We start from the raw sequence: 22,687 nt of genomic DNA, 5'->3' as shown, positions 1-22,687 counted from the left end.
CGGTAGAAAATATCGTTTTACTCTCTACAAACGATTTGTAGTTTGATACTCTCTTTTTCTTTTGATTCTTACTATTTGGAGACAGTTTGTTTTGAAAAACACTGTAGTTCATCTTAAAAGTCTATTAATCGCTGCATTTTGTAGTGTTGCACTTGCATCATATTCAAGCAATGTCGATGCTGTTACTCCTTCTCCTGCAATGATTGCACAGTTTCAAAAGCTCCCTAAAGCTGAGCAGCAGAGATTAATGAAGCAGTATGGTATTTCTCCGGGAATGCTTAATTCTAATGTTTCAATACCACCAACAGTATTAGAGAACCCATCGGTTGTTCAGCCTCGAATAGAGCCTTTCCAAGAAAATAAAACTGTCAAAGAAGTCAAGGTAAACTCCTCGCTTGTTATTAAGAAGTATGGCTATGACATTTTTGAAGGCGAGCCTTCAACTTTTGCACCTGTCAGTGACATCCCTGTTCCAGCAGAATATTTAATGGGCCCAGGCGATGTGGTAAACGTTCAGATCTATGGTAAAGAAAATCAAACTTATTCATTAACCGTTTCACGTTCCGGTATGCTCGACTTGCCAAATTCTGGACCTGTTAGTGTAAATGGCTTGTCATTTGAAAGTCTGCAGGAACAATTAGGTCAAAAGATTGAAGAGCAATTTACGGGCGTAAAGGCAAACATCAGTTTAGGTGAGCTCCGTTCGATTCGTATTATTATTACTGGCGAAGCATACAAGCCAGGATCTTACACAGTGAGTTCATTGTCTACCATTACACAAGCGCTTTTCGTTTCAGGTGGGGTTAGTGACATAGCATCTTTACGTAATATTCAATTAAAGAGAGCTGGCAAGAAAATTGTTACATTCGATTTATATGACTTGCTAATGAAGGGCGATGCGAAGGATGACGTGAGGTTGCAATCTGGCGACGTTATATTCATTCCCCCTGTTGGTAATACTGCCACTGTGAAAGGCGATGTAAGACGCCCTGCTATTTATGAGCTGAAAGGCAACGAAACTGCTAAAGATTTAATCATGCTTGCAGCTGGCCTTAAAGCAAACGCTTACCCCAAAGCAAGTGTAATTGAACGTTATTCAGAGCAGTTTTTGCCAACGTTATTAAATATAGACCTAACTAATAAGTTGCAACAGAAAACAAAAATTCGAGATGGTGATATTTTAACTGTTCAATCAACGACTAACAAAATTAAGAATCAAGTGTTAGTTGCTGGCTCTGTGAGTCGCCCAGGTTTTTATCAATGGCGTTCTGGTATGCGAATCAGCGATTTGATTTCATCCCAATGGAGTGATTTAAAGGGCGTTGTGGATTTAAAATATGCGCTATTAACCCGAGAGGTAAATTTGCAGGCAGATATTGAAACGAGACAATTTAGCCTTGCAAAAATTTTTGAAGACAAAAACTCGTCAGATAATTTGTATTTAAAACCTCGCGATACGCTGATTATTTTCAGTCAAACAGGAACTATTGCAGAAGCTTTGGTTACAGAGAAACGAAATAAAAAACGCAATGTCACTTCAAATAATCGAGAAAGCTTTAATGAAATTAACGCTGAAATATACGAAGTTGATGAAGATGAACTAGAAGAGCTTTCAGAGAAAGAAGACCTTTCTAAACTCTATAAAGATAAATCACTCATTAAACGTAGCAGTGAATTTACTAGGCAAACCTTATTAAGACCGATAATAGACCAGCTGAAATCGCAAGATTTAGTTAATGGTGTAACAAATGTCGCAAGTATCTCAGGAGAAGTTCGCTTCCCAGGCGAGTATCCGGTTTCAAAAAACGCTCGAGTTAGTGATCTGGTTGCTGCAGCAGGTGGTATCAAAGAAAGTGCATTTATTAAACAAGCTGAATTAACCAAGTTTCACATTGATGCTGATGAGGGGGCTAGTGTTCATCATCAAAGTATTGCACTAAATAATGCACTCAATGGTATTGAGTTGGATAATTTGCTAGTTGAAAGTCGAGACCATCTAACCATACTAAAAATCCCGGCGTGGCAGGAAAATATGACCGTTACCTTAAAAGGAGAGGTTAAGTTTCCTGGTACTTATTCAGTACGCGAAGGGGAAACGCTTGATAGCGTGATAAAGCGTGCTGGCGGGTATACTGAACAGGCTTTTCTTGAAGGTGCAGTGTTTACACGAGAATCTGTAAAGGAACAGGAATTAACACAAATTATTAAATTTGCTGACCAGCTTAGGTTAGACATTGCGGCTAAAGGTTTGAGTGGCGATAATAGCGTTGCATTTTCAGAAGCATCTTTAATGTTAAAAGAACTAGAAAGTCTTCAAGCTGTTGGTCGAATGGTTGTATCATTGTCAAAGGAAAATAATAGTAAGCACAATGATTTATTGGTCGAAGATGGAGATATGTTACATGTTCCATCTCAAAAGCAAACTGTCACCGTCGTGGGAGAAGTTCAACACGCTTCTACTCACTTCTTTGAGGATGGTATTTCTTTTCATGAGTATATAACAAAGGCTGGTGGCATTAAAAAACGTGCTGATGATTCTCGTGCATATATTATTCGTGCAAATGGTTCTGTAGTGATACCTGAGAGTAATTTATGGTTTAGTGCTAAGGCACAAATTAAGCCAGGTGATACTATCGTTGTTCCTTTGGATACAGAGTATAAAGACAATCTAGAATTATGGTCTCAAGTCACCAGCATTATTTATAATGTTGCAGTAGCTGTCAGAGCAGTTCAAGGGTTATAACTATGAATTATGGTGATAAAGGAAATGAACTCTATCAACAATGGTTAGCTATGCAAACTAGTCAATCAGAAAAGAGAGAAAATGAGGTCGATTTGATTGCCTTATGGCAGGTCATTTGGTCAGAGAAATGGTTAGTTTGTACCATAACTTTTATCTTTGCCATTTCTTCCGTAATTTACGCGCTGTCCCTACCAAATGTATATAAGTCTGAAGCGTTGTTGGTTCCAGCAACTGAAGAACAGAATAGTTTAGGAGGACTTGCTTCACAATTTGGAGGGTTAGCTAGTCTAGCTGGTGTTAACCTTGGCGGCGCAGGAGGTATTGATAAAACAAATTTGGCAATTGAGATCATAAAATCCCGTATCTTTATTACTAGATTTATAGAGCAAAATGATCTCTTGATACCTCTAATGGCTACTAAAGGTTGGGACCCACAATTAAATAAGTTAATTTACGACTCAGATGCGTATAATACAAAGACTGGAAAGTGGTTGAGAAATGGCAAGGGTAAGCCTAGTGCACAAGAGGCATATATTGCTTTTAGGGCCTTAGTTGATATTTCACTAGATGAAAAAAGTTCATTGATACACTTATCTGTTAAACATTATTCTCCTTATTTAGCCAAAGAGTGGGTTGATGAGTTGCTTTACTCGATAAATCTTGAGATGAAAAATAGAGCTTTGAGTGAATCAGAGAAAAGTATTAGTTATTTAAAGCTCCAATTGAAACAAACTAATTTGAAAGAAATTAAAAATGTACTCTATCAAATTATTGAAGAGCAAACTAAGACTATTATGTTTGCTGAAATCAGAGAACAATTTGCTTTTAAAACTATAGATCCCGCTTTAGTTCCAGAATTAAAGAGTGGTCCTAAACGTGCCATTATTTGTATTGCAGGAACGTTTTTAGGTGGAATGCTGTCTGTAATGATTGTACTTATTCGTTATGTTAGAAAGAAAAAATAACTATTCGCAGATGCTTAGTTCGTTTAACTTAAAGCAGGTTTAGTAAGGTTGATTATGCAACTTATCTTATTACTTATTTTTACATTTCTGACTTCTTTCATTTGTATAGGTTTTGGGAAACCGATAGCAGTTAAACTAGGCTTAGTTGATAACCCTAATACGAGAAAGTTGCATGTAGGTTCAGTGCCGTTAGTGGGAGGAATCGCTGTTTATGTAGGTGTTTTAATAGGAGCTATAGTTTTTTTACCAATAAGTTTGGAATTGAATATATACCTAATTGCAGCGGCACTAATAGTATTCATAGGAGCTTTAGATGACTTCTATGATTTGCCTGTAAAACCAAGAATTATTGCACAAGTAATTGTTGCTAGTCTAATGATTTTTGGAGCCGATTTATACCTTGAAAACTTAGGGAACCTATTTGGATATTCGGACATAAATCTTGGCGCCATCGGCATTGCTTTTACCGTTGTTGCAGTAGTTGCAGCGATTAACGCTTTTAATATGATGGACGGGATCGATGGCTTAGTTGGGATGCTGTCTTTGATTACATTTCTTGCATTAGCTTTTTTGCTTAGTAGAGTTCAAAATGAATGGTTTTTACTGCCAGTATTATTTATATCTGCTATTAGTGCATATTTAATGTTTAATCTTGAGTGGCCAAGCTCGAAATTTAAAAAAGTTTTTATGGGGGATGCTGGAAGCATGCTGATTGGCTTAACTGTTGTTTGGTTATTAACAGTTGGCAGTCAGTCAGAAGTGCAAGCTTTTAAGCCCGTGACAGCCTTGTGGCTAATCGCTGTGCCTTTGATGGATATGGCTGCCATAATGGTGAGACGAATACGTAAAGGACAATCAGCATTTAAACCTGATAGAGATCATTTGCATCATATTTTTATGCGCGCAGGCTTTTCAGCACGCCAGACACTATTTTTCATTAGTGGTATTGCACTAGCACTGTCAATTATAGGTATTTTTCTTGATTCAATCGCTATGCCAGAGTGGATAATGTTGGCCCTTTTTGGTTTCGTATTCTTTATTTACGTTTATGCAATAAATCACATATGGCGATTATTAAGATTTTTAAAGAGATATAGATAAATTTATTACAAGGTTTAAAGATGGAAAGTAAGTTATTGTTAGAAAACCAGAAAATTTGTATTTTGGGCTTGGGTTATGTAGGTCTACCTCTTGCTGTTGAGTTTGGTAAAAAATATCAAACTATTGGCTTTGATATTAATAAAGGACGAATCAGTGAGCTAAAAGATGGAAAAGATAGTACTTTAGAGATCAGCTCAGACGAGCTAAAAAAGGTAAAAAGGCTTGAATTCACTTCAGAATTAAATGAAATTTCAGATTCAAATATTTATATTGTAACAGTACCTACTCCTATCGATAATAATAAGACTCCAGATCTTACGCCTTTAGAATCTGCATCAGCTACTGTAGCTCAGGTTCTTTCTGTAGGCGATATTGTTATTTTTGAGTCAACAGTTTACCCAGGTGCGACTGAAGAAGTATGTATTCCTATTATAGAACGGATTTCCGGGCTGAAGTTTAATGTAGATTTTTTTGCTGGGTATTCACCAGAGCGAATTAATCCAGGTGATAAAGTAAATACTTTAACGAATATTAAGAAAGTAACGTCAGGTTCTACGCAAACTATCGCAACAGTGATCGATGAATTATATAATTCTATAATTCACGCTGGAACTCATAAGGCTAGTTCAATAAAAGTTGCTGAAGCTGCTAAGGTAATTGAAAATACTCAACGCGATGTAAATATAGCTTTGATTAATGAACTTTCCATTATTTTTAATAAATTAGACGTTGATACGTTAGAAGTGCTAGAAGCTGCTGGTACTAAGTGGAATTTTTTACCGTTTCGACCTGGCCTTGTAGGGGGGCACTGTATAGGTGTAGACCCATATTATTTAACGCACAAAGCGCAGACGGTAGGGTATCATCCTGAGATGATTCTTGCGGGTCGAAGACTTAATGATGGAATGGGAGCATATGTAGTATCGCAACTAGTCAAAGAAATGTTGAAGAAAAGGATTCACATTGAAGGTGCTAACGTATTGATTATGGGACTAACATTTAAGGAAAATTGTCCTGATTTAAGAAACACGAAAGTTGTTGATATTATATCAGAATTGAAGGAATACAATATCAATGTTGATGTAACAGATCCTTGGTGCTCGAGTGAAGAAGCTAAAACAGAATACGGTCTGACGCTTAAGTCTGATTTATCAACAAATCACTATGATGCGGTTATTGTAGCTGTTGCACATAATACATTTAAAGAACTCGGAGTTGAGTATATTCGAAGCCTGAGTAAAAAGAATAGCGTCATTTATGATTTGAAGTATTTATTCCCAAGTGAAAGTGTAGATATGCGTTTATAAATATAGCTGTATATTTTTAAAAAAGTCTATTTGTAAGAAATTGTTAGTATATACATATGTCAAAATATAAACATGTAAAGCAACAGCTTATAGCGAAACCTAAAGTTTGGCTAATTACTGGTGTAGCAGGCTTTATTGGCTCTAATTTACTAGAAGAACTGCTTAAATTAAATCAAGAAGTCATCGGTTTAGATAATTTTTCTACGGGATATAGGCATAATTTAAGTGAAGTAAGAGAATTAGTTTCTGATGAACAGTGGGAGAGATTTACTTTTATTGAAGGTGATATCAGAGAATATGACAATTGTTTAGAGGCACTTAGGGGAGTCGATTATGTATTGCATCAGGCTGCACTCGGTTCTGTCCCTCGTTCTGTAGCAGACCCAATATCTTCCAATGAATCTAACATAACTGGCTTTCTAAATATGTTACAGGCATCGAAAGAGTTAAAGGTGAAGAGTTTTACATATGCCGCTAGTAGTTCTACTTATGGTGATCACCCTGTACTACCTAAAATGGAAGATAATATAGGAAACCCATTGTCGCCATATGCTGTTACTAAATATGTTAATGAATTATATGCGAACGTATTCGCTCGAGTATACGGTTTTAAATCAATAGGTTTACGCTACTTTAATGTATTTGGTAAGAGGCAAGACCCTGATGGCTCATATGCAGCAGTAATTCCAAAGTGGACCGCATCACTACTTAATGATGACGAAATCTTTATTAATGGTGATGGTAATACAAGTAGAGATTTCTGTTTCATTGAGAATACTGTCCAAATGAATATTCTTGCTGCTACTGCGAAAGATGAAGCAAAAGATAAAATATATAATGTGGCTGTTGGTGATAGGACGTCGTTGAATGAACTATTCCAGCTCCTCAAGGATACGTTAAACGTTATAGGTACTAAAGTTGATAGAGAGCCAATATATAGAGACTTTAGGGCTGGAGATGTTCGACATTCTCAGGCTGATATATCTAGGGCATCTGAATTACTTGGTTATTTACCGGAGTTTAATGTCGCGAGCGGGATCGAAAAATCGATGCCATGGTATGTTAATTTTTTGGCAAAAAAATGAAAATATTAATAACAGGTGGTGCGGGCTTTATTGGTTCTGCAGTAATTAGACATATAATTGAGCATACGAATGATTCAGTAGTTAATGTAGATAAATTGACCTATGCAGGTAATTTAGAATCTTTAATTAATGTATCGTCATCTCCGAGATATTATTTTGAACAAGTAGATATTTGTCACGGAGAAGAGTTAGAAAGGATATTCTCTTTATATAGGCCTGATGTCGTAATGCATTTAGCCGCAGAAAGCCATGTTGACCGCTCAATTGATGGGCCGTCAGAGTTTATTCAAACTAATATAATTGGGACATATACACTCCTAGAAACGGCAAGGAAGTATTGGCTTTCACTATCTCAAGAAAACAAAAAAAAATTCAGATTTCATCATATCTCAACAGATGAAGTATATGGTGATTTAGAGGGTACAGATGACTTATTTACCGAGAATACTAGTTATTCTCCAAGTAGTCCATATTCTGCATCAAAAGCATCTAGCGACCATCTTGTAAGAGCATGGGGCAGAACTTACGGTTTGCCGGTGGTGGTCACCAATTGCTCCAATAATTATGGACCGTTTCATTTTCCAGAAAAACTAATTCCATTGATAATATTAAATGCGTTAGAAGGGAAAGCATTACCAGTATACGGTGATGGTCAGCAAATTAGAGACTGGTTATATGTTGATGACCATGCGCAAGCGCTGTATTTAGTTGCAACTAAAGGAAAGGTTGGCGAAACCTATAATATTGGCGGTCATAATGAAAAGGCGAATATTGATGTTGTTAGAGCTATTTGCTCAATAATGGAAAAGTTAGTGCCGAACAAGCCTAATAACGTGGAAAAATACGAAGATTTAATTTGTTTTGTCGCAGATCGTCCTGGTCATGACGTTCGTTATGCAATCGATGCTGCAAAAATAGAGCGTGATTTAGGATGGTCTCCTATGGAAACTTTTGATAGTGGTATTCGAAAAACTGTCCAGTGGTACCTGTCTAATGAAAGTTGGTGGAAAAGAGTATTAGATGGCTCGTATACGAGAGAGCGTTTAGGTATAAAAGGGTAGATTGATGAAGGGAATTATTTTAGCAGGCGGTTCAGGTACGCGTCTACATCCTATAACTCAAGGAGTTTCGAAGCAGCTTTTACCAATTTATGATAAGCCAATGATATTTTATCCGTTATCTGTGCTTATGTTAGCCGGTATTCGTGATGTATTAATTATTTCGACACCTGAGGATATTAGTGGTTACCAACGCCTTCTGGCGGATGGTAAGCAATTTGGGATCAATGTCTCGTATGCTATTCAACCTTCACCAGATGGTTTAGCGCAGGCTTTTATTATCGGAGAAGAATTTATCGGTAATGACAGTGTTTGTTTAGTATTGGGTGATAATATTTTCTATGGACAGGGCTTTACTCCAAAGTTAACTAACGCCGCTAGCAAAAATCACGGTGCAACTGTTTTTGGTTATCAAGTCAAAGATCCAGAACGCTTTGGCGTTGTCGAATTTAATGACAACATGAAGGCGCTTTCTATCGAAGAAAAGCCTGAAAAACCGAAGTCAAATTATGCTGTTACAGGTCTATATTTCTACGACAATGATGTAGTAGAAATTGCGAAATCTATAAAACCATCAGAGCGCGGTGAATTAGAAATTACTTGCATTAATAATGTTTATTTAGAACGCGGTGATTTACATGTCGAACTACTGGGGCGTGGATTTGCCTGGTTAGATACTGGGACTCATGAAAGTTTGTTAGAGGCGAGTCATTTTGTTCAAACTATAGAGCATAGACAAGGCTTAAAAGTAGCTTGCTTAGAGGAGATTGCGTGGAGTCAAGGTTGGCTTTCTCATCAGGAGCTTTTAAATCGCGCCGATAAGTTTAAGAAAAACGGTTATGGCGACTATTTGAAGAAACTTGCTAAGGAAAATACGTGAGCTTAATAAAATTAATAAAATTTGAATCTCTTGGCGATGAACGAGGGCAACTTATTTCGCTTGAAAGCAATAAAAACATACCATTTGACATTAAGCGTGTATATTACATGCATGGCATGGAAAGCGACAAACCAAGAGGTTTTCATGCGCATAAAGACCTTCAGCAAGTATTAGTTTGTGTTAGCGGCAGTTGCAAAATTTTGATGGATGATGGTAAGCAACAAGAAACTGTCGAATTGTCTGATTCTAGTGTAGGGCTATTCATCGATAAGATGATATGGCGGGAAATGCATGACTTTAGTGGTGATTGTGTGTTAATGGTGCTAGCAAACGCGTGGTATGATGAATCTGATTACATTAGAGGTTACGACGTATTTAAGCAACTTATGTCAGGAGAGAACAAATGAAAGAAGTGATTTTAAAAACATTTAATGAAGCATTGCAGCAAACTGATAAACCGATGCAATATGAAGAAATCAATGATGACGCTGTGCTTTTAGAGACCGGATTAGATTCTCTTGGGTTTGCAATTTTAGTTGCATTGTTGGAAGAAGAATTAGATATAGATCCATTTCAGATTATGGACACGCCTGTTTACCCAAGAACATTTGGTGAGTTTGTAAGTATTTATGAGTCTTGCAATGCCTCATAAACTTATTGAACTTATTGATTTAATTCCGTCTGATAGAAGTTTTATTGTTTCTCATAAAAAAAACGTAAATTATGGGCAGTTAAAAGAGCTCATTAATAGGTTTTCATCTCTATATTCTTTTTTGGAAAATGCTCGTTGTGCGATAAGAGCTGATGTGAATTCTTCGTTGGCACTTTACCTTCCTTGTGTTGATAGTCTGGCATCAGCCATATTTTTACAACCAGCTAATTTATCACAAGAGGCTATCGATAATTTTTATTTAGCTGCTAGCATCGAATACTTAGTTGATATCTCTGATGACAACATCGTCGTCACTTCGATTGAGCATAAAGAAACTATACACAAAGAACATGAAGGTTGGCTGTTAGCAACTTCAGGTACTACAGGGAGCCCCAAGTTAGCATCGTATAAGTTGGCATCTTTACTATCGACATGTAAAGCAGACCTGAAGGTAGGAAAAGAATATGTTTGGGGGGTATGTTATGACATTAATCGATTTGCTGGTCTGCAAGTGTATTTACAAGGTATAAGCTCTGGTTCTTGTTTAGTAATCCCTGATGGTATTGACTCTCCAAATTCGTATATTGAATTATTTTCATCTAATTCAGTAAATGCAATGTCAGGTACTCCTTCGTTTTGGCGTAAACTACTCATGTCTCCTGCTTGCTCACTCCTTCCTCTTAAGAGAATAACACTAGGCGGAGAGATCTCTGATCAAACAATTTTAAATGCACTCAAAAGACAATATCAGCACGCAACTATTGTTCATATTTATGCGTCAACGGAGGCTGGTGTCGGCTTTTCTGTTAAGGATGGCAAAGCAGGTTTTCCCATTGCATATTTGAGTAATGATAATCACCTTTCGCTAAGCTTGAAGGTTAAGGGAGATAATTTGTGGATTAAGACTGCAAGAGGCTCGAAAACATTATTAGTAGGTGAGCTAGAAGTTGATGAACTCGGTTATATAGATACTGGTGATGTCGTTAAAATTAAAGATAATAGAGTTATTTTTTGTGGCCGTAAAAATGGCTCAATCAATGTTGGTGGTAGCAAAGTAATACCAGAAGAAATCGAGGCCGTATTAAATTTATTTGAGCATATTTCGTTGTCTAGAGTATTTGGTAAGAAGAGTGCGGTCTTAGGGACTTTAGTTTGCGCTGAAATCGTAGTCAATGAAACTGCAAAGTCTCTAGATAACAAAGAGTTGAAGTCTCAAATATTGAGACATTGTAGGGAACACCTAGAGGCATATAAAGTACCTGCATTAATAAAAAATGTTGATGTGATTAATACAAATGAGTCAGGAAAAATTGCGAGAAATTAGAATGAAGCCAGTAGTTATTATTACAGGAGCAACAAAAGGGCTTGGCCTAGCAACTAGCGCCGAATTAATCAGGTTAGGATACATTGTCGTAGGGATAAGCCGTTCTATAACGGTCGAATTTTCAGACTTGATGGAAGCTAATCGAAATAGTGTTTTCTTCTATGCTTTTGATTTTCATAATACTAGTGAAATATCATCATTGGTCAAAATTATTGTGAAAGAGCATGGAAGACCATATGCATTAGTGAATAATGCTGCATTAGGGCATGATGGTGTTTTAGGAACCATGCATGAAATTGATATCAAATCGTTAATAGCAGTCAATATTGAAGCGCCAATACTCTTAACAAAATACGTTTCTCGTTCTATGTTACTTAATAGGAAAGGGAGAATTGTTAATGTTGGATCGATAATTGGTTCTACTGGCTTTAATGGGTTGAGTGTATATGGAGCGACTAAATCTGCACTTGGGGGGTTCACAAAATCCCTGTCTAGGGAAGTTGGTAAGGCCAATATTACGGTGAATACCATCGCACCCGGTTATATGGAAACAGCAATGACAGAGGGACTACAAGGCGATAAGTTAGCGAGTATCAAGCGCAGAAGTCCTTTAGGGAAGTTAGCTAAAGTAGATGATGCTGCAAAGGCAATCACGTTTTTATTATCTGACAGTGCCGAATCAATAACTGGTACAACTTTAACTGTAGATGCCGGTAGCACCGCGTAGAGAGACAATTGATGATTCATTCAACAGCTATTATTTCACCAAATGCAACATTAGGTTCAAATGTTACTATCGGTGCTTTTTCGATTGTGCATGATCACGTTGTAATATCCGACAATACAACTATCGGTAATTATTGTGAGATTGGGTTACCAAGTGCACTGGCTAAGAAGCAATCACTTAAAATAGGTGATAATTCAGTTATTCGTAGTCATTCTGTTATCTATATTGGGTCTGATATTGGTGCTAATTTTCATTCCGGTCATTATGTGTCAATTAGAGAGAATAGTTTGATTGGAGAACATTGCCAAATCGGCTCTAGAGGAGATATACAAGGGGATTGTGAAATTGGTAATTATACCAAAATGCATGCAGACGTTCACATTGGGAAGCAATCTAAGATAGGCAATTATGTCTGGCTGTTCCCTGAAGTGTTACTAACTAATGATCCCATGCCTCCGAGTGATACATTGTTAGGAGTTTCGATTGAAGACTTTGCTGTTTTGGCTGCTAAAGTATTAGTGTTACCAGGTGTAGCTATAGGAAAAGATGCTGTCGTTGCTGCAGGAACGCTTGTTAAGGACGATATTCCAGAAGGAAAACTTGTTAACGGGAATCCTTCTAAAATCATGTGCGATGCAAAGGTATTACGAATGCACGATAATCCCAAAATCAAAGCTTACCCGTGGCGAGAGAGATTTCATCGTGGCTATAGCGAGAGTGATATTCAATCTTGGTTTAATGAAAAGTAACTAAATAAAATGATTAACTTTCTGGATTTAAAAAAAATTAACGAACAATACCAATCTGAATTAAAAAACGCTTGTGCTAGCGTTATAGAGTCTGGTTGGTATGTTCAAGGAACTGAAACTCAGGCATTCGAACAAGAGTTTGCTTCTTGGTGTGGTACCAAGTATTGCATAGGTGTTGCTAACGGTTTAGATGCCTTAACTCTAACTTTACGGGCATGGAGGGAGCTTGGCCGGATTCAAGACGGTGACGAGGTTATAGTTCCTGCGAACACATATATCGCCAGTATTCTAGCAATAACAGAAAACAACTTAAAACCAGTTTTAGTAGAGCCTGAGCCTAATACTTTTAATTTGTGTCCCTTAAACACAGAAGCTGCTATTACCGATAAAACGAGAGTAATACTGCCTGTACACTTATATGGGCAGCTAAGTGATATGCCTGCTATTATGAGAGTGGCAGAAAAGTACAACTTATTGGTTTTAGAAGATTCTGCACAAGCACACGGTGCTGAAGTCAATGGCATAAAGGCGGGGAACTGGGGACATGCCAGTGGTTTTAGCTTTTACCCGGGAAAAAATTTAGGGGCACTGGGAGATGCTGGTGCTGTGACTACGAATGACGATGAGTTAGCTCGAACAATTCGAGTGCTTGGAAATTACGGCAGTGAGAAAAAATATCAAAATATATACCAAGGAGTAAATAGTCGGCTTGATGAAATTCAAGCTGCAATGCTTCGAGTTAAGTTAAAGTATTTAGATAGAGAGATTGAGTTGCGCAATAAAATTTCTGAGCGTTATTTAGCTGAGATAACGAACTCTTCACTTACAATGCCTCATGTTGTTAGCAAGACGGGGCATGTATGGCACCTGTTCGTTATTCAGTCAGATAAGCGAGATGATTTGGCTAAATTTTTAGACGAAAATGGAATACAAACACTAATTCATTATCCTATTCCTCCGCATAAGCAACAAGCTTACAAATCTTTAAGTGACTTACATTTTCCTACTACTGAAGCTATTCATGGATCTATTTTATCATTGCCAATCGGTGCTCATTTGGAAGAATCCGATATATCCAAGATTATCTCGGTTATAAATTCTTATGAAGGTTAAATTGAGCATATTTGTGCTTTATGAAAGGAAATCTAGTAGTGAGTAGTTCTGAAGTAAAAGTTGCTGCATGTATTCCAATTGGGGCTTTAGACCGGTATGGATATCAATATATATGGAGAGATGCTTTAGCTATTCAAGCGCAAGCTTTCGATAAAGTATATTTATATAGTACCACGCGACAAAACATTGGTTTAGAAATAAACATTCCTAATGTCGAATTAGTTGTCATTGATGATGTTCTTTTTGAACTGGATGAGACAGGGGTAGAGTGTTTTAGTATTTATAAAATATATAATGCATATAATCACTCGCTCCATGTCGCTAAAAATGAGCATATGGACTTTTTGTTTTGCTCAGCAATAAATTGTTATATTGATGATGAAAATAGTCATAATATGCGAGTTTATTTAGAGAGAATTAAAGCTGAAGGCAGGCCTTTTGGGTATTTTGCAAAAGCTTTTCAGCTATATGACAAGGTTTGTTATCCCAATTCGTTACTGCCATTGATTGCAAATCTTGACTTTGTTGATGATATAAAAATTGACGTAGATGTGATGGAGTATAAAGGTGCTCGTTATGGATGGAAAGGTGGTTTACAACGAGATTTTCCATTTTATATCATTGATGTTTTTGGTATCGAGACGCTCGAAGATTTTAAGTTAAAGTTTGATTGGTATATTAAAGCATACATGCAGGAATGGCAGGGAAAGGATGTATTCTTTGATGCGCAAAAAGAGGTAGATAAATTTAGTAAAAAAGTAAGTAAAGTGGTAGTAAATGAAAGTTATGAGAATAAAGAGCTTGTTAAGCGTATTTCTCAATATATAGTTAAAGATTCACTTGTACGTACGGTTCCATTCAAATCTGCTTCATTACCATTTGTATTATTTAAATCGTTTCTATTAAAGATACTAAGCCTACTTGGGATTACCAGATTTATTGGGAATAAATAGTGAGCTCAATACAAAAATTAACTAGTAGCAAATTTTCTATCGATTTACTATCTAGTTATGGCACGCAAGCGATAACTATTTTAGCTGGCTTCATACAGCTATTTTTAATTAATCGATTTTATGGGGTTGAGATATTTGGACAATTCTCAATTATATTAGCGACTATAGGGATTTTTTCATCAGTAGTCACTGCACGCAGTTCCGAAGCTGTCACTCGGTTTTTAAAAAGAGAAGAACTAAGTGAAAATTGGGAAAGTGCTAAGTTTGTTATTGTGACTGGTCTACTTGTAGATCTTCTAACTGCCTTTTTATTGTTGCTTTTGTCGTATATTGTAGCTGGCTGGTTTTCTAGTTTTTTTCTTAAAGACGCTAAATATGCATTAGAACTTTTTTTATATGCTTTTGTGGTGTTTTTTGGTTTTCTTAAGGGAACTCTTACGGGCTTTTATCAGGCGAAAGAAAACTTTATTGTTATTAATATATTTAGTTCTCTGACTGCGGTTTTAAATATTTTATTTATTAGTATATTTGTATATTTTTTCTCTCCTACTCTTGAGTTTTTAATTATTTCTATAGTGTTTGCTAATGCGCTTTCGTGGTTAATTATGTCTATGAAATTCTATGCAGATTTTCAGCGTTATTATAAAGGCTATGCAACTACTTATAATCGAGAAATTTGGGCTGAATACTGGAGGTTTAATTTAAAGACATTTACTTCCAGTAGTTTAAAAGCTGGGAATCAAAATATTGAGAGTTTGATTATAGGGTATTTTGTTGATGCGCAGGCTGTAGGTGTTTATCAAACTGTTAAGAAGTTAGTAAGTCCAATAGCAATAATTGTACAACCGCTTGCAATGCTCACTTATCCTAAAATGATTAAGTCCTTTGAAGAAAATAACATGCAGCAATCACAAATGATGATTCTTAAAGTCTGTAAGTATGTGCTTTTATTTTCAATGGCTTATATTGTTCTAGCAGGTGGTTTCTTTGATGCCTTATTAGGCTTTATGTCGCTTAATGTTGTATCAAACTATTTTTTATATTTTTTAATAATATCTTTCACTATGGTCTTTGCTTCAATGCAGTGGTGGGCTCGTCCATTTTCGAATACAGTTAATCCGATGTACTCTGTTAATATTAATCTTTTTTCATCATTTTATCAGTTATTAGTAGTTGCATTATGCGCTTACGTTTGGGGGCTCAATGGTGTCATTTTCGCATTATTTATATTGCAGTTAATATTGGCTACTGTTTGGTTTTTATTAGGTAAAATATATATAAATAAGAGTAGTTGATAACTGTTCCTATTTACTTTTGGTTGTTTTTTGTGAGGCTCTTTGCATGCGTAAATATCAACATATTGATTCTCTTAGAGGAGTGGCAATTTTAATGGTTATTGCCACTCATGTTGGACCAGCATTGCAGGAAACTGCAACGTTCCTTACTGTTTATGGTCGAATGGGGGTTCAGCTTTTTTTTGTTATTTCTGCCTTAACGTTATGTCTGTCAATGGAAAGTCGAAGCGCAGAGCGCTATCCTGTCGGTAATTTTTTTATTCGTCGTTACTTTAGAATTGCACCTATGTATATCTTAGGAGTTTTTATTTATTCTCCTTTAGTTTTTGACCATTTTCCTAATGCTGAGAGTACTCTTTCTTTTTACTTATTACATGTGACTTTATTGCATGGTTTTTCAGTCGATGCGTTTAGAGCTGTTGTTCCTGGTGGCTGGTCAATCGGCGTTGAGTTTATTTTTTATCTCATATTTCCTGCATTATTTTTCTTATTAAGGAAATATAATAAAAGAATGCACTTATGGGGAATTTTTGCATTTTTTATTGTAGTTAGTTTACTGCAAAATCTTTATTTTCAGCTAGAATTGCCATCTTATTCTAGCCTGTGGAAATATGGATACTGGTCTCCGTTAAACCAATTACCTGTTTTTATTGTCGGAATTATACTTTATCGTGCGATTAAAGAACGAAAAAATCAATTGCCAATTATTAGCCATTTTATACTGTTTGTTTGCACAACATTATGTACATTGATTATATGGCAACTGAAACCGCTATTTTACGTGTCTTTTGTTCCTTTAATGTCTGCCTGGTCTTTTTATCATTTGTTTTTTATTTTTGAATCTGTAGTGCTTCTTAATAAGAAGTGGTTGCAGAGAATTGGACAATTATCATTTTCAATGTATTTACTTCACTTTTTCGTCATTACATATGTTGTAAAATCTGATTATTTAGATGTCTTTAGAGGATATGGAATTATTTCATTAATGTTATTTTTGGCTATTGTTGTTTTTCTTACATGTCTTGTGAGCTTACTCACGGAGAAATTCATAGAATTAAAATTTGTAAAAATAGCGAAGGTATTTATTGCTTGGCGTGAAACTAAGCAGTGCAAGGGTAAATCATCATTGCACCGTAGCTGAGGAAACCAATTTTGAAAATATTACATGTTCTAAATTCTGATTTTGGGCTCGCTTCGACAATGGGCTATCGCTCTTATCAAATTGTTAAAAACTCTTCTAGGGATATTAAAGTATTTTGTAGGGCAAATTTAAGTAGAATTACTGGAGGAAGTATTGCAACGCCATACCCCGGTTCTAGGCTCTATAGTAGAATGACTCAGTATGTACTTAAAACCTTGGGAGATGGCTGTTTTTACAGCTTTTTTAAAAATATTGAGATTAATGCCTTTTCTTTTCGAGCTAAGAAATATATAGAGTCTGCAGATGTTGTACATTTTTTTTATCACGATGAAAAATTGATCGATTATGCGAAAGGGTTGAATAAAAAAGTTATTATAGAAGCATTCTCTCACCCTGATTATCTAAAAAGAATGCGAAGAGAAGGCATAAAGTTTGACTCGAATAATGAAACATCTGATGACCATAGCATCCCTTGTTATTTAAAAAGTGATTTGATTGTCTCTCCTTCTGAATGGGTTAATGACAATCTGGAGTTTGCGGGAATACATAAAGATAATGTTGAGTTTATTCCTTATGGTGTCCACAAGCAGAAAGATAGAAATTATTGTGTTGGTAAACCATTAAAAATAGTATTTGCAGGGGGATTGAAGCGAACAAAGGGAGTCTTAGAACTTGTAGAGGCTGTTACCTATTTTCCTAAAGAAACGATTGAGTTAAAAATATTTGGACGTTTACATAATAGTATAGCTAGTGAACTAGAAGAGTTGATGTCTGGTAATGATAATATCTGCATAATGGGATTTAATGACGATATTATAAAGCAATATCAGAATGCTGATATCTATGTATATCCAACATATTTTGAAGGTTCTTCTAAAACTGTATTTGAAGCAATGAGTTGCGGTTTACCTGTTATTACTACTTTTAATGCTGGTAGCATAGTAAGGGATGAGATTGATGGCTTTATTGTTCCTATTAATAACCCCGCTGCAATTGCTGAAAAGTTAAATCTCTTTTTAGATAATCCTGATTTAATAAAGAAGATGGGCTCGTCAGCTCAAAATTATTCTAGGCTTTTTTCTTGGGAACGATATGCCCAAAATGTCGATAAAATATATAGTGAGTATTTGTCTTGAAATTAAAATATATAGTTAATGCCAATTTAAATGGTAACTTTGCTCGTTCTGTTCAGATTAATGCGAATACTCGGGTTTTTTCTGAATCTCTAAGAGGTGACTTTCAGTGTGTCGCTGTTGGTGAGCGTTCAGATAACTATAAAAATATTTGGGTTTGCAATATTGAGCAAGAAAGCTCCAGTATACGTAAACTTATGTTTCACTCCCAGGTAGTTGTAGATATATTAAAATCTGATGTTGTTTATTCAAGAAATTTATCTGTATTATGGCTTGCTAGCCTACTTGGAAAAAAAATTGTATGGGAAATTCATGATTCAATTTCAGGTACTAATAAACGAATATTTAATCGTTTACGGCATAAATTAAAAGTTGTTGCTATTTCTGAAGCTTTAAAAAAATATTTATTAGCTGAGTTTAATATTATTGAAAAACAAGTGCTTGTTGCTCATGATGGCGTATTTCTTGATAAATACGATGCGTTACGTAATGTAGAAAAATCATTACTACGTGAAGAACTGGGCCTTCCGATAAATAAAACTATTGTCATGCACACTGGTAGTTTGTTTTCAGGGCGTGGGGCTGAATTGTTTGATACGGTAATTCGTAACTTTCCAGAATTATATTTTGTTCAAGTTGGAGGGAAAGAGAAGGATATTGAATATTGGAAGAGTCAATATCGTGAATTTTCCAATATAGAGTTTTTTGGTCATCAGGATAATTCTACATTGGTAAAGTTTCAAATGGCAGCAGATTTAATGTTTTTACCTATGACAAAAGCGTCTTCTATTTGGTGGTGCACATCGCCAATGAAACTATTTGAGTATATGGCTACTGGAAATCCGATATGCACTAGTAAATTAGGTTCATTGACTGAGGTCTTAAATACAGATAACTCCTTCCAATTCGATCCTCAAAGCGAAGAAAGTATAGTGACTTCTATTCAGGGGTTTATTAATAGTCCTGAATTGGGTCGTATGTTTGGAAATAAATGCTTAAAGGAGGTTGCTGAACTTTATACTTGGGAGCAACGAGGGCAGAATATATGTAGGTTTATCTTTGAATGCTAAGCTTTTCTTCTATTATCTTTACGCTTTTTACAATTTTAGAGTTAATAATATTACATTGCGTTAGGTTTAGTGAGAATAAGAAAATAGTAGATTTATTTTTGGCTTTCGGTGTTTGCTTATTTATAACGCATTTCTTACTTTATTTTAACGTTTTACATTACTCTTATAGTGACGACTTTTTAGAGTATATAAAGTGGTTCGAAGGTGTCGCAAGATTAGACAGTTACACTGATATAGATCTTTGGGGAAAAGATCCTGGTTTTTCTTATCTTCTGTTTGTATTCACTCGTGTATTTGATTCTCCAGGTACATTTGTTTTATTAATAAGCATTTATGTAGTTGTCTTTATTTGGTCACTTGCTAAATTTTCTTCTAAAGGAGCACCCGCACAGAGCTTACTGTTATTTTTCTTTTTTATGTTAAGTATGATTCTCTTGAACAGGCTTGCTCTTAGCCATTATTCGAATGTGATTCGTTCTTTTATTTGTTCATCTCTTTTGATTTATTGTTATTTAAAGGTTCTTGACAGGAAATACATATGGTGCTTTTTCATACCTCTAGTTTTATTAGTCCATAAGTTTCAATTTATCTTATTTTTCATATGTCTATTAACTGTTTACTTAGTTCCACTGCGGATCATCCTCTTTGGTTTTTTATTATCGCTGCTTAGCTTTCCAACTGGTTTTTTTGCAAAATTTATTGTCGAACAAGTGACACAAAATATCGAAGTGCTAAAAAATATATATAATAGTCGAATATTAGCTGATGAAATGAAGTTTACATGGGGGCGTAAGTTCCAAGTGATTCTTCTGATTATCCTTCCAATTGGTTATCTACTTATAGCGACGATTGAAAAATGGGCATTTAAAAAAAATGTGGCTCATCAGGATAAAAAACTTATTAAATTAGCCTTAGTAACTACTGTTTATTATCTCTTGCTAGTTGAAGTATTTCCAAGTTCTGATCGTTTTCCGGTTATATTACTACCAATAACTTATATCATGTTGATCAAGTATTGCAGCAGAAATGTTATTTATGCTTTTTCTTTATTGTCTATATTTCTAGCGTTTATTGCTATGCAACGAAATTTAGAGCATTTAATTATTTAATTTATAATTTTACTCTTAGGTACGGAGTTATGTAGAGTAAATAATTGAATCACAGTATAAAAACTAATCTTCTAAAGGTTGACTTATTCCGCAGAGCTTTTAGGAATTCGCTCGATTATCTTTAGTTATATTGCAGGCTTAAATTAGTGTCGAATATTATTGCATTTTCAAAAAATTTAGTTTACGGAGTCGGGGGGGCTGAACGCAGCCTTGTCGAAGAGTTAAAAAAAGTAGGACCTACAGATAATGTTACGTTGGCATCAGTGCAGGGTGTAAAGTCTTTTAATGCCCATAAACTTAAATTAGAGTTACCGGCTAACTTTAACATAGCGGCTTTTCAGCCTCGAATTTTAATAAACCGTTTCTTTTTTAATGAGTATTTATTAAATCGAGATACAATACGAGCTTTTATAACCTCTGAATGTTCTGATTTTGATGAGCTTTGGGCTCAAAATTTATGGGCACCAGTTGCAATCAATAGTTTTAGTAAGCGGACTGTATATTTTGCAAGAGATGAGAACTTTCTTAATGTAAGACCTAATTATTTTAGTGGTATTAAGAGATATGCTAAAAAATTTTATGACTGTTTAGATAGTCCTGGTTTCATAACTTATTGTAAAGATAATCGTTTAGCTATTGAGTCAGCTGACGAAGTTATCGCTAACTCTAAATTTATGGCAAAGGAGATTAAAGATCGATTTGGAAGAGTGGCTAAGGTCCAATATCCATTTATTGACCCTGATAGATTAAAAAAGGCTTTCGCTGACGTTGTCGATAATATTCCTCCTGAACAAAAAGGAATTGTTTTGCTTGGTGATTCGAAGATAAAGGGAGTAGACATTGTTAAGAAGTTAGCTGATGATTTGCCACTGGAAAAGTTTTATATTTTTAGTCGTGCAGTTGAAGAGCCATTACGAGCTAAAAATATCTGCTATATGCCTTGGGTTCGTTCTCCTGAACACGCATTTAAGTACGCTAAGCTTGTTGTAATGCCCTCAATATGTCAGGAGGCTTATGGAAGAGTTGCAGCTGAGTCTCTCGCTTTAGGGATTCCATGTGTTGTTAACAATATTGGTGGCTTGCCTGAAGCAGTAAATTATGAAGAACCTTTAGTCGCAAGAAGTTATCAGGATTTCAAGGTTAAGGTTAGAAAGATTTTAAAAGATGTTTATTAAAAAAATAATATTTGATGCACGGCATATTAGCAATGAATTTAGCGGCTTAGGCCGCTACAGTATCAACTTACTTGAAGGTTTGCTGGCACATATAGATGAAGTCTCATCGTTAATAGTTCTTGTGGAGTCTTCAATCGACGAAAGTAATAGCTTATATCGAAAGTTGAAAAGTTTGAGTTCTGCTCATCAGGCGATCGAGATTGATTTAGTACCAATAAAAGTTTTTTCGATGAAGCATTATTTTGGAATGCGAAAGTATTTGAAGAAATATCCAGAACATGAATACTTTTATCCTCATTTCGATTTACCGTTTGGCATAATAAATAGAACACAGTTCGTAATTCATGATCTTTTTCCTTTAATTGTTAAAGGGTACATTGTCCGTCAAGCATTATTAAAAAAAGTGATATTTTATGGGTTGTGCTTGCACTCTTTGCTGGGGAAAAGAGTAAAGTGTGTGGCTATTTCGGAGTCAACGAATAAAGATATTAGAAAGTACTTCCCATTTGTTAGTCATAATAAAATACGAACAGTACATTCTTCTAGCTGCTTGGCTATTGAAGATAATAGCGATATTTCAGTAGCCGAAGTACCTCCATATTTGTTTTATATCGGAGATAGACGCCCCCATAAGAACTTAAAGAAAATGATTGATATATTTAAAGTTCTTAAGGACAGGCACGCTTACAGAGGTAAATTTTTGATTGCAGGCTCGACAAAAAATTTTGATTTAGAACTTGAGAATTATATTTCCGATAAGCCTTATATAGAATTAATTGGAATTGTTTCAGATAAAGAGTTGAATAGTTATTATCGTGGGATGGAGTCTTTGTTTTTTTTGTCGAAATATGAGGGATTTGGATTACCCATATTAGAGGCTGCTTCTTTTAATAAAAAGATTATTACTTCCAATATATCATCTCTACCAGAAGTGACACCAGATACTGGGCTACTATTAGAGCCAACACTTGAGGTAGAGGTATTGGCAGAGGATATTTCGATGTACCTTGCGTCAAATAAAACTATAGATAATAGCTCATTTATTTCTAGTTTTTCCTGGTCAAAAACTGCAAAAGGTATTTTTAGCGATAGTAAAGGGGCATAGCT

General features: G+C 35.5%; 21 protein-coding genes. All 21 read left to right on the top strand.

Going from position 1 to position 22,687, the window contains the following annotated elements; translation table 11 throughout:
• The first annotated feature begins 91 nt into the window (after positions 1-91).
• The 21 genes from MHM98_RS07325 (at position 92) to MHM98_RS07225 (ending at position 22,685) form a co-directional block, all read left to right on the top strand.
• Positions 92-2,743: an SLBB domain-containing protein gene (locus tag MHM98_RS07325; protein ID WP_239438607.1), complete on the top strand. Its 2,652-nt coding sequence runs from the start codon at positions 92-94 to the stop codon at positions 2,741-2,743.
• A 2-nt stretch (positions 2,744-2,745) separates the two neighbouring features.
• Positions 2,746-3,708 carry a Wzz/FepE/Etk N-terminal domain-containing protein gene (locus MHM98_RS07320; RefSeq protein WP_239438606.1) on the top strand — a complete coding sequence of 321 codons (963 nt, stop codon included), beginning with the start codon at positions 2,746-2,748 and terminating at the stop codon, positions 3,706-3,708.
• Between the two features lie 54 nt (positions 3,709-3,762).
• Positions 3,763-4,809 carry a UDP-N-acetylglucosamine--undecaprenyl-phosphate N-acetylglucosaminephosphotransferase gene (gene wecA / locus MHM98_RS07315; RefSeq protein ID WP_239438605.1) on the top strand — a complete coding sequence of 349 codons (1,047 nt, stop codon included), beginning with the start codon at positions 3,763-3,765 and terminating at the stop codon, positions 4,807-4,809.
• A 20-nt stretch (positions 4,810-4,829) separates the two neighbouring features.
• Positions 4,830-6,116, top strand: a complete 1,287-nt coding sequence (gene tviB / locus MHM98_RS07310; RefSeq protein ID WP_239438604.1) for a Vi polysaccharide biosynthesis UDP-N-acetylglucosamine C-6 dehydrogenase TviB — start codon at positions 4,830-4,832, stop codon at positions 6,114-6,116.
• A 56-nt stretch (positions 6,117-6,172) separates the two neighbouring features.
• Complete coding sequence (locus tag MHM98_RS07305) at positions 6,173-7,201, top strand: NAD-dependent epimerase/dehydratase family protein (protein ID WP_239438603.1); 1,029 nt, start codon at positions 6,173-6,175, stop codon at positions 7,199-7,201.
• Positions 7,198-8,262 carry a dTDP-glucose 4,6-dehydratase gene (rfbB, locus tag MHM98_RS07300; RefSeq protein ID WP_239438602.1) on the top strand — a complete coding sequence of 355 codons (1,065 nt, stop codon included), beginning with the start codon at positions 7,198-7,200 and terminating at the stop codon, positions 8,260-8,262. Before MHM98_RS07305 ends, rfbB begins: the two co-directional genes overlap by 4 nt.
• Before the next feature lie 4 nt (positions 8,263-8,266).
• Entirely contained in the window at positions 8,267-9,139 is an 873-nt protein-coding gene (gene rfbA, locus MHM98_RS07295; RefSeq protein WP_239438601.1) for a glucose-1-phosphate thymidylyltransferase RfbA, read from the top strand.
• Positions 9,136-9,546: an FdtA/QdtA family cupin domain-containing protein gene (locus tag MHM98_RS07290; RefSeq protein WP_239438600.1), complete on the top strand. Its 411-nt coding sequence runs from the start codon at positions 9,136-9,138 to the stop codon at positions 9,544-9,546. The genes rfbA and MHM98_RS07290 overlap by 4 nt, the downstream gene beginning before the upstream one ends.
• Positions 9,543-9,791 carry an acyl carrier protein gene (locus tag MHM98_RS07285; RefSeq protein ID WP_239438599.1) on the top strand — a complete coding sequence of 83 codons (249 nt, stop codon included), beginning with the start codon at positions 9,543-9,545 and terminating at the stop codon, positions 9,789-9,791. The genes MHM98_RS07290 and MHM98_RS07285 overlap by 4 nt, the downstream gene beginning before the upstream one ends.
• A complete protein-coding gene (locus MHM98_RS07280; RefSeq protein ID WP_239438598.1) occupies positions 9,781-11,115 on the top strand; it encodes a class I adenylate-forming enzyme family protein in 1,335 nt (444 codons plus the stop codon). Before MHM98_RS07285 ends, MHM98_RS07280 begins: the two co-directional genes overlap by 11 nt.
• A gap of 1 nt (position 11,116) precedes the next feature.
• Positions 11,117-11,842, top strand: coding sequence for an SDR family oxidoreductase (locus tag MHM98_RS07275; protein WP_239438912.1), 726 nt, complete (start codon positions 11,117-11,119; stop codon positions 11,840-11,842).
• A gap of 11 nt (positions 11,843-11,853) precedes the next feature.
• Positions 11,854-12,591 carry an acyltransferase gene (locus tag MHM98_RS07270; RefSeq protein WP_239438597.1) on the top strand — a complete coding sequence of 246 codons (738 nt, stop codon included), beginning with the start codon at positions 11,854-11,856 and terminating at the stop codon, positions 12,589-12,591.
• A 9-nt stretch (positions 12,592-12,600) separates the two neighbouring features.
• Positions 12,601-13,704 carry a DegT/DnrJ/EryC1/StrS family aminotransferase gene (locus MHM98_RS07265; protein ID WP_239438596.1) on the top strand — a complete coding sequence of 368 codons (1,104 nt, stop codon included), beginning with the start codon at positions 12,601-12,603 and terminating at the stop codon, positions 13,702-13,704.
• Positions 13,705-13,742: 38 nt separating this feature from the next.
• A complete protein-coding gene (locus MHM98_RS07260; protein WP_239438595.1) occupies positions 13,743-14,657 on the top strand; it encodes a hypothetical protein in 915 nt (304 codons plus the stop codon).
• On the top strand, positions 14,657-15,952 hold the full coding sequence (locus tag MHM98_RS07255) for an oligosaccharide flippase family protein (protein WP_239438594.1): 1,296 nt from the start codon (positions 14,657-14,659) through the stop codon (positions 15,950-15,952). The genes MHM98_RS07260 and MHM98_RS07255 overlap by 1 nt, the downstream gene beginning before the upstream one ends.
• 46 nt (positions 15,953-15,998) lie before the next feature.
• Positions 15,999-17,093 carry an acyltransferase gene (locus MHM98_RS07250; RefSeq protein ID WP_239438593.1) on the top strand — a complete coding sequence of 365 codons (1,095 nt, stop codon included), beginning with the start codon at positions 15,999-16,001 and terminating at the stop codon, positions 17,091-17,093.
• 11 nt (positions 17,094-17,104) lie between these two features.
• Positions 17,105-18,229 carry a glycosyltransferase family 4 protein gene (locus MHM98_RS07245; protein WP_239438592.1) on the top strand — a complete coding sequence of 375 codons (1,125 nt, stop codon included), beginning with the start codon at positions 17,105-17,107 and terminating at the stop codon, positions 18,227-18,229.
• Positions 18,226-19,296: a glycosyltransferase family 4 protein gene (locus tag MHM98_RS07240; RefSeq protein ID WP_239438591.1), complete on the top strand. Its 1,071-nt coding sequence runs from the start codon at positions 18,226-18,228 to the stop codon at positions 19,294-19,296. Before MHM98_RS07245 ends, MHM98_RS07240 begins: the two co-directional genes overlap by 4 nt.
• Positions 19,290-20,405, top strand: a complete 1,116-nt coding sequence (locus MHM98_RS07235) for an EpsG family protein (RefSeq protein WP_239438590.1) — start codon at positions 19,290-19,292, stop codon at positions 20,403-20,405. The genes MHM98_RS07240 and MHM98_RS07235 overlap by 7 nt, the downstream gene beginning before the upstream one ends.
• A gap of 146 nt (positions 20,406-20,551) precedes the next feature.
• On the top strand, positions 20,552-21,580 hold the full coding sequence (locus tag MHM98_RS18920; protein ID WP_239438589.1) for a glycosyltransferase: 1,029 nt from the start codon (positions 20,552-20,554) through the stop codon (positions 21,578-21,580).
• Positions 21,570-22,685: a glycosyltransferase family 1 protein gene (locus tag MHM98_RS07225; RefSeq protein WP_239438588.1), complete on the top strand. Its 1,116-nt coding sequence runs from the start codon at positions 21,570-21,572 to the stop codon at positions 22,683-22,685. The genes MHM98_RS18920 and MHM98_RS07225 overlap by 11 nt, the downstream gene beginning before the upstream one ends.
• The last annotated feature ends 2 nt before the right edge of the window (positions 22,686-22,687 follow it).

The sequence above is a fragment of the Psychrobium sp. MM17-31 genome (assembly GCF_022347785.1).
In the GTDB taxonomy this organism is placed as follows: domain Bacteria; phylum Pseudomonadota; class Gammaproteobacteria; order Enterobacterales; family Psychrobiaceae; genus Psychrobium.
The sequence above is the reverse complement of the archived record's forward strand: the minus strand, read 5'-3'. Positions and strand labels throughout refer to the sequence as shown.